Annotated in this window: 10 protein-coding genes; 6 read left to right on the top strand and 4 right to left on the bottom strand. The window is 61.1% G+C overall.

Annotated elements, in window-relative coordinates:
• Positions 1 to 678, top strand: a 678-nt coding sequence (locus H1Y01_RS00235; protein WP_219341141.1) for a glutamate ligase domain-containing protein, incomplete at its 5' end; no start/stop codon positions are given.
• On the opposite strand, the gene lysA is transcribed toward H1Y01_RS00235, so the two are convergent.
• The 4 genes from lysA to H1Y01_RS00255 form a co-directional block, all read right to left on the bottom strand.
• Positions 656 to 1,885, bottom strand: coding sequence for a diaminopimelate decarboxylase (gene lysA, locus H1Y01_RS00240; protein ID WP_180538086.1), 1,230 nt, complete (start codon positions 1,883 to 1,885; stop codon positions 656 to 658). The genes H1Y01_RS00235 and lysA overlap by 23 nt on opposite strands.
• Positions 1,885 to 3,594, bottom strand: a complete 1,710-nt coding sequence (locus tag H1Y01_RS00245; protein WP_219341142.1) for a GAF domain-containing protein — start codon at positions 3,592 to 3,594, stop codon at positions 1,885 to 1,887. Before H1Y01_RS00245 ends, lysA begins: the two co-directional genes overlap by 1 nt.
• A gap of 85 nt (positions 3,595 to 3,679) precedes the next feature.
• Entirely contained in the window at positions 3,680 to 4,342 is a 663-nt protein-coding gene (gene deoC / locus H1Y01_RS00250) for a deoxyribose-phosphate aldolase (RefSeq protein WP_180538093.1), read from the bottom strand.
• 19 nt (positions 4,343 to 4,361) lie between these two features.
• Positions 4,362 to 4,676: an FtsB family cell division protein gene (locus H1Y01_RS00255; protein ID WP_180538087.1), complete on the bottom strand. Its 315-nt coding sequence runs from the start codon at positions 4,674 to 4,676 to the stop codon at positions 4,362 to 4,364.
• A 51-nt stretch (positions 4,677 to 4,727) separates the two neighbouring features.
• Between H1Y01_RS00255 and cutA the strand changes: the two genes are divergently transcribed.
• The 5 genes from cutA to H1Y01_RS19835 form a co-directional block, all read left to right on the top strand.
• Positions 4,728 to 5,048: a divalent-cation tolerance protein CutA gene (gene cutA / locus H1Y01_RS00260; RefSeq protein WP_180538088.1), complete on the top strand. Its 321-nt coding sequence runs from the start codon at positions 4,728 to 4,730 to the stop codon at positions 5,046 to 5,048.
• The gene (locus H1Y01_RS00265) at positions 5,041 to 5,715 is read left to right on the top strand and encodes an HAD family hydrolase (protein WP_180538089.1); all 675 of its coding nucleotides are present in this window, start codon (positions 5,041 to 5,043) and stop codon (positions 5,713 to 5,715) included. The genes cutA and H1Y01_RS00265 overlap by 8 nt, the downstream gene beginning before the upstream one ends.
• Positions 5,716 to 5,721: 6 nt before the next feature.
• The gene (locus H1Y01_RS00270; RefSeq protein WP_180538090.1) at positions 5,722 to 6,192 is read left to right on the top strand and encodes a hypothetical protein; all 471 of its coding nucleotides are present in this window, start codon (positions 5,722 to 5,724) and stop codon (positions 6,190 to 6,192) included.
• An 8-nt stretch (positions 6,193 to 6,200) separates the two neighbouring features.
• Positions 6,201 to 6,692, top strand: coding sequence for a hypothetical protein (locus H1Y01_RS00275; protein WP_180538091.1), 492 nt, complete (start codon positions 6,201 to 6,203; stop codon positions 6,690 to 6,692).
• Between the two features lie 357 nt (positions 6,693 to 7,049).
• A partial coding sequence (locus tag H1Y01_RS19835; RefSeq protein ID WP_367399751.1) for a DUF6582 domain-containing protein occupies positions 7,050 to 7,162 on the top strand: 113 nt, incomplete at its 3' end.

Here is a 7,162-nt window from a genome sequence, read left to right on the forward strand (position 1 = left end):
AAGGCGGGAATCCTGAAGCCGGGCGTCCCGGCTGTGATCGCGCCCCAGCGGCCGGAAGCAGAACGCGTGATTTGCGCGCACGGTGGCGAACTGATTGCGGCCTGGTCAGCCGAGCGCGTGATCGCTTACCGCGACGGAAGCGACATCTGGACGCACAACGAACAGCTCCACTGCGGACTCGCCGGCCGCCACCAGATCGTCAACGCGCTAACCGCGGCGACAGCTCTCGATGCGTTCGGCGTCCCGTACGAATCAATCGCCGAAGGTCTGCGCGACGCCCGATGGCCCGGGCGTCTGGACCGCATCCAGGCGAATCCGGAAATGATCGTCGACGGCGCGCACAACCCGGCCGGCGCGCGCGCACTCGCAGCCTACGTTGCCGAGTTCTACTCCGAACCGAAACCCACCCTGATCTTCGGCGCGATGCGCGACAAGTCCGTCGAAGAAATGGCCGCGATCCTCTTTCCATGCTTCGCGAAAGTGATCGTGACCGCTCCGAATCAGCCCCGCGCGCTGGCACCCGAAACGTTCCTCGGAATGGTCGACCATCCTAACTTGAGATGCGCACCCACGCTGCGCGAGGCGCTCACGCAATGCGGTTCCACAACCTTCATCTCCGGCTCTCTGTTCCTGGTTGCCGAGGCAATGGAACTGCTCAGACCCGCTCGCCGCGCGTAAGATCCTCAAACGTCTCCCGCTCGCGAACCACGCGCCAGTGATCGCCATCCACCAGCACCTCCGCCGCGCGCGGACGCGAGTTGTAATTCGAAGACTGCGCAAATCCATAAGCGCCCACGGCGGCAACAGCCAACAAACTCCCGGTCCGCGCCCCCGCCAGTTCGCGGTCTCGAGCAAAGAAATCGCCGGTCTCGCATACCGGTCCCACGACATCGACCACCGAGACTTCCTCCGATTGTTCCAGCGGCAGAATCTCATGATGCGACCCGTAAAGCGCCGGCCGGATCAGATCGTTCATCGCCGCATCGACGATCACGAATTCCTTAGACGGCGTGTGCTTCCGATACAACACCCGCGTCAGGAGCATGCCCGCGGCGCCCACAATCGACCGGCCGGGCTCGACGAAAATCTCCAGACCACCGGCCAGCAACTCGTCGTATAGCGGCTCGACAAACCGGAAAATCTGTGGCGAGGATTCCTCCGGACGGTACGCAATGCCGAGTCCGCCGCCCAGATCCATGTAGCGAAGTTGATGTCCCGCCGCGCGGAGGCGCTCCACCAGCGCCAGTATCTTGCGCGCGGCCTCGACCATCGGCGCCGTATCCAGCATCTGCGACCCGATATGGCAACTAATTCCAACCGCTCGAAGATTCGGCAGCCGTGCGGCATGCGCGTAGATGTGTTCCGCGCGCCGGATATCGATTCCAAACTTATGCGCGGTCAGGCCCGTCGAGATGTAAGGGTGCGTCGCCGCATTCACGTCGGGATTAACCCGGATGGCGACGTTGACCTTCCGCCCCGCCCCAAGGCCGTCGATGATTTCCAGCTCGGCTTCCGACTCGCAGTTGAAACTATGGATGCCGCTCTCGATCGCAAATTCGATCTCGGCCGCGGTCTTCCCCACACCGGAAAAAACGATCTTCGAAGGATCGCCGCCGGCCTTCAGGACGCGATACAGTTCGCCTCCGGAAACGATATCGAATCCCGATCCAAGCTCGGCAAGCAGGTGCAGCACGGCAAGCGTCGAGTTCGCCTTCGCCGCGTAACAGATGGTATGCGGCAGATCGCGAAAAGCGAAATCGTACTCCCGATACCTGTCGCGAATCGACCCCGCGGAGTAGACGTAACAGGGCGTGCCCGCCACCTCCGCGATCTGCCGCAGGTCGACGCTCTCGCACAGCAGACGACCGTCGTGATAACGGAACATCAGGCCTTCTGCTTGCTCCGCGATTGCGGCTTCACTTTCAACACAATCACGGTCTGATCGTCGAAGCGCACCATGTTGTAGCGATCGAGGTCGGCGAAAATCTCGTTGATCAAATCCTGCGGCGCGATGCCGCACTGCTTGCGGACGATGTTCTCCAGCCGCGCGCGTCCGAATTCCCGATTCTTGGGGCTCTGGTGATCGGAGACGCCATCCGAATACAGGACAATCGTATCGCCGGGAATCGCGGAGAAAACGATCTCGTCGTATTCCCGGTCGGGCAGCAGTCCCAGCGGCACGCCCTCCACATGGACTTTCATGATTTCGCCGTCGCGGCAAATCATCGGGATGGTATTGCCCGCGTTCCCCACGGTGAACTGCATGGTTTGCGGCGACCACAGCAACAGCAGCAGCGTGACATAGCGCCCTTCGACGGGCCGTTCCTGCAGCTTGTCATTCAACGCCTTCAGCAATTGCGACGGGCGGCGCCAGCGCGGCGCCAGCGTCCGCAGCAATCCATCGAGCACCGCGCCATAGAGCGCCGCCGCCGCGCCTTTGCCGCTGGAATCGCCGAACGCGATCACCGTGCTGCCGTCCGAATGCTGGAAGAAATCGTAAACATCGCCGCTGATCTCACGCGCGGGCCGCAGCCCGACCGCCGCCTTAAGCCCGCGTATGGGCGGCACCGTCGCGGGCAGCAACACGGTTTGCAGCTCGCGCGCGGCGCGCAGATCCTCCTGCATGTGCCGCTCGCGCTCGGCAATGTCCCGATAGAGCCGCGCGTTCTCAATCGAGCTCGCGATCTGCGGCGCCAGCAAATTCAACGTGCGCATGTGGTCGTCGGTGAAGAACGCGGGACGGTCGCTCTCCAGGTTCATCACGCCCATCACGCGATCGTGAACCACCAGCGGGATTGCTGCCTCCGAAAACATGTCCGGATGGGACGAAATATAGCGCTTGTCGGTGCTCACGTCATCCACGCGAATCGGCTGGCGCGATTCGGCGGCAGCTCCCACGATCCCCATCCCGAACGGAACTTCGTCGATCTTGACGCGCTGGTCGTAGCGTAAACTCATGCGATGCCGCAGCACTTTGCGTTCTTCGTCGACCAGCAGAATACTGAAGGCATCGTACGGAATCAGGCCGTGGACGCGCGACGCGATCTTGCTGAGCAACTCGTCGAGTTCCAGGATGGAAGTGAACTCGTGCGAGATGCGCGAGAGCGTGCGCAGCGTTTTGTACTGCCGCTCGGCGCGCCGGTACAGCCGGGCATTATCGATGGCCGCCGCCGCGCGCGAAGCGATCAAACGGAGCATGCTGCGGTCGTATTCCGCATAGGCGCCTTCACGCGTCGACTGCACATCGATGACGCCCACCAGCTTTTCCCGCGCGATCATGGGGACGGCGAGTTCGCTGCGCACGGCGTCGAGAGAATTCAGGTAGCGCGTGTCTTTGCGGACATCCGGAACCAGAATCGGCTCCCGGCGTTCGGCTGCAACTCCGGTGATCCCCTCGCCCAACGCGACCTTCAGATTGCGGACAATCTCTTCGCGATGTCCGATCGCGTAGCGAATCGTCAGCTCGCGCGATCGTTCGCTGTAGAGCATAATCGCGAACAGGTCGACATCCAGAACCTTGCGGACGATCTGGCCCACGTTGGCCAGCAGCTCGTCGAGATCCAGCGTCTGCGACGTAGCCGCGGATACTTCCAATAGGAAATCGAGCAGGTCGCTGCGTTGCTTGAACGGACCCTTTCGCGGCTCGGAGAGGCGCGGTCCGCGCTCCTGAATGGCTTTGCTATCGGACAGCGGCGGCCTCTACAATGCGTACGCTCGCGCTCGCGCCGATGCGCGAAGCCCCTGCATCCAGCATCCGTTCGACCTCATCCAGGGTGCGGATGCCGCCCGACGCCTTCACGCCCATGCGCGGGCCCACCACGCGGCGCATCAGCTCGACATCATGCACGGTCGCCCCGGAACCGGCAAACCCGGTCGATGTTTTCACATACTCCGCGCCGGCATCGCGCGCAATCAGGCAGGCCTCCTCTTTCTCGGCATCGGTCAACAGCGATGTTTCCAGGATGACTTTCGTGATCGCGCCGCCGCGATGGCATTCTTCGACAACGGCTTCGATGTCCCGGCGAACCGCGCCCGGATCCCCGCTGCGCAGCGCGCCGAGATTGATCACCATATCGACCTCGACCGCCCCGTTATCCACCGCTTCGCCCGCATCCGCGACTTTCGCCGCCGTGCTGCACGCTCCCAGCGGAAATCCGGCTACCGTGCAGACTTTAACCGGACCCTCGCCCAGTTCGCGCACGGCTGTCGGTACCCAGTAGGAATTGATGCAGACTGCCGCGAAACCGAAGCGCCGCGCTTCGGTGCAAAGCGCGATAATTTGTTCGCGCGAGGCGTCCGGTTTCAATAGGGTGTGATCGATAACAGCGGCGATTTCACTCAGAGAATGCACAACCGCTATGCTACTTCGAAGCTTTCGGCGTAGTTTGCTTGGCGTCTTGCAGTACGTAGACCGTTTCGCCGGGCCGGACCAATCCCAGGCGTTTGCGGACCTCGAGTTCCTGCGTCTCCGGATCCTTACTCAACTTGTCGATGCGCGTGTCCAACCGGCGAATTTCATCGCGCAGCATTCTGTTTTCCCGGTTCAGCGCGTCCATCTCGCGGCGTTTTTCCATCAACGCGGCGTAGCCGTTAGGACCGCGGAATTCGGCAAGTCCGTAACCAATAGTCGCCAGCGCGACCGTGGCAATTGCCAACCTTCCGAAACTTACGTTCATGTTAGTGAATCCTGACCGATAATAACATCTTTAGCTCTTTATGCATCTTTTATGAATGATACTTTTGTTGTGCTAAGTGCGTGTGCGACGGCGGAAGAAGCGGAAAGGATCGCCGCGGCCGCCGTGGAGCTGCATCTTGCGGCCTGCGTGCAGATTTTGCCGCAAATGCGCAGTGTTTACCGGTGGCAGGGTAAGGTAGAGAGTGCGGCCGAGCACTTACTCCTGTTCAAAACTACTGCTGCAAAATTTGAGTTACTGCGGAGTAAGATCGAGGAACTGCATAGTTATGAAGTTCCGGAGATCCTGGCGCTGCCCGCCGCGGCCGGCTCGGACAAATATCTGGCCTGGTTAACGGACGCCGTGAATGCCTGATTACAAGCACGCCACGATCGCGCTTCTCCTCGATATGGACGGCGTGATCGTCGATTCCAACCCCGTCCATCGCGAAGCGTGGCTCGCGTACAACCGTTCACAAGGCGTCGAGACCACCGAAGAGATGCAGCAGCGCATGTACGGCAAACGCAATGACGAGATCGTGCGCGATTTCCTCGGCGCGCATCTGAGTGATGCGGAAGTTTTCGCTCACGGCGCCGCCAAGGAGAAGCTGTATCGCGAGATGATCGCGCCTCTGCTGCCCGGCGCGCTGGTCCCCGGTCTGCGCAGTTTTCTGGAGCGGCATCAGGACCTGGCGATCGGCTGCGCGACGAATGCCGAACCGGAGAATCTACGGTTCGTCCTGCACGCCGCCGGACTCGAACATCTATTCCGCGCGGCCGTCGACGGATTCCAGGTGAAACGTCCGAAGCCGTGGCCCGATATGTACTTGCGCGCCGCTGAGCTGCTGGGAGTCGAGCCGGCGCGATGCATCGTGTTCGAGGACTCCTACGCCGGCATCGAAGCGGCACACGCCGCGGGGATGCGCGTGGTCGCGATCAAAACCACGCATCAGGAATTTCCTTCGGTTGACCTGGCGATTGACGATTTCCGCGCGCCGGAGCTGGAGCCGTTCATCGAGCGGTTTCGCGCGCAAGTACAATGACGGCAAATGCGCCTCCTCCCTCTTCTCTTGCTTGCCAGCGTGCTGCTTCGGGCCGACGAACCAAGCTTCCCTACGCCGCCGAAAACAGATTTGCCTTACCTGCTGCAAGCCAGCCAACTGGTTCCCACCGATGCCGGCGAGGCCCAGGAACAACCGGCGGGCAAGAAGAAGGATGAGACCACCTACACCTTGCCGGGCGAGCACGCCAAAGCGCGGACGCCGCTGACCAGCCCCATCTTTCTGCTGAAGCAGGATTCTCTCGACGTACAGCGCCTGGAAGTCTACGGATTCGAGGTGAAAGACGGCCACCGCGAGGTCACGTTCTCGAAGCGCAAAGCGGTGCAGGCGTTCACCTTGACGATCAAAAAAGTGGATGAGGGGCTTTACCGGATGGAGGTCAACGAAAGTCTGACGCCCGGTGAATACGCGATCACGCCGAGCGGATCGAACCAGGTCTTCTGCTTTGCCGTGTATTGATTGCCGTAATGCCGACACTTGTCGAATGGCAGACGCTGTTGAGCGTGCAGGCCGGCGCCTCCGCCACGCTCACCGGCCTGGTGTTCGTCGCGGCCTCAATTAACCTGAGCCGGATTCTTCGCGTCCCTGGTTTGCCGGGACGAGCGGCGGAATCGCTCGTCCAGTTCCTCCAGGTTTTCTTTATATGCACGGCCGCGCTGGTCCCCCGTCAGCCGGCTGTGGCGCTCGCCGGCGAGGTTTTTGCAACCGCCTTGCTCTTTTGGGCGGTGCAGTGCCTTGCGCAAATCAGGTATGCCAAGACACGCGCCGGCCACCCTCTGACATGGCTGGTTAGCCGCATTGTGCAAACACATTTGGCCAGCATTCCCTTTTTCGTCGCCGCGGTCTACTTGCTTTTGGGGAACACAGCCGGGCTTTATTGGCTCGTGCCCGGGTTTGTATTCTCGTTCCTTTCAGGGGTGGCGAATGCGTGGGTGTTGCTCATCGAGATCTTAAGGTGACTCCGAAAGCACCGCTTCCTTACGGGCGCGGCTCAGTGGATTCAGTATGTTTCAGAGCCGCGCCCCTGTTTCAGAGCCGCGCCCGTAAGGAAGCGGTTTAACCACAGGCTGCCCGCTAACGCATTGCCCCCTAACATTCACCGTTCCGCCCGGCCAGGGTCAACGCGGCTGACAGCGGACAACCCTCCCTTTCGGTCGGGCTCGGAGTGAGGCTGTACGGTCGCTTTTCATCTTTGGTTGTGAACCCGAAAGATTATGCCGAACTCGGTACGCGACCGCGCGTTGAACCTCGCAAATTGGCGATTCGGTTGCTTTAGATCAGGTATGTCCAAAGTTTCCGAACCTCAACGAGACGAGATGACAAGCGGGGAGTTCGCCTTCCCCAAGGAACGCAAAGAGCCGATCCATGACGCCGCCCATGTAAGGAACGCCATCGCACGATTCAATCAGGTGAAGGGCGTCAGCGATGA

It is taken from the genome of Nevskia soli, from assembly GCF_903970205.1.
GTDB lineage: Bacteria > Acidobacteriota > Terriglobia > Bryobacterales > Bryobacteraceae > Bog-113.

Excerpts from the sequence above, each read along its gene's own strand:
- lysA (WP_180538086.1), bottom strand. The coding sequence starts at position 1,885 with ATGTTCCGTTATCACGACGGTCGTCTGCTGTGCGAGAGCGTCGACCTG.
- H1Y01_RS00255 (WP_180538087.1), bottom strand. The coding sequence starts at position 4,676 with ATGAACGTAAGTTTCGGAAGGTTGGCAATTGCCACGGTCGCGCTGGCG.
- cutA (WP_180538088.1), top strand. The coding sequence starts at position 4,728 with ATGAATGATACTTTTGTTGTGCTAAGTGCGTGTGCGACGGCGGAAGAA.
- H1Y01_RS00265 (WP_180538089.1), top strand. The coding sequence starts at position 5,041 with ATGCCTGATTACAAGCACGCCACGATCGCGCTTCTCCTCGATATGGAC.
- H1Y01_RS00270 (WP_180538090.1), top strand. The coding sequence starts at position 5,722 with ATGCGCCTCCTCCCTCTTCTCTTGCTTGCCAGCGTGCTGCTTCGGGCC.
- H1Y01_RS00275 (WP_180538091.1), top strand. The coding sequence starts at position 6,201 with ATGCCGACACTTGTCGAATGGCAGACGCTGTTGAGCGTGCAGGCCGGC.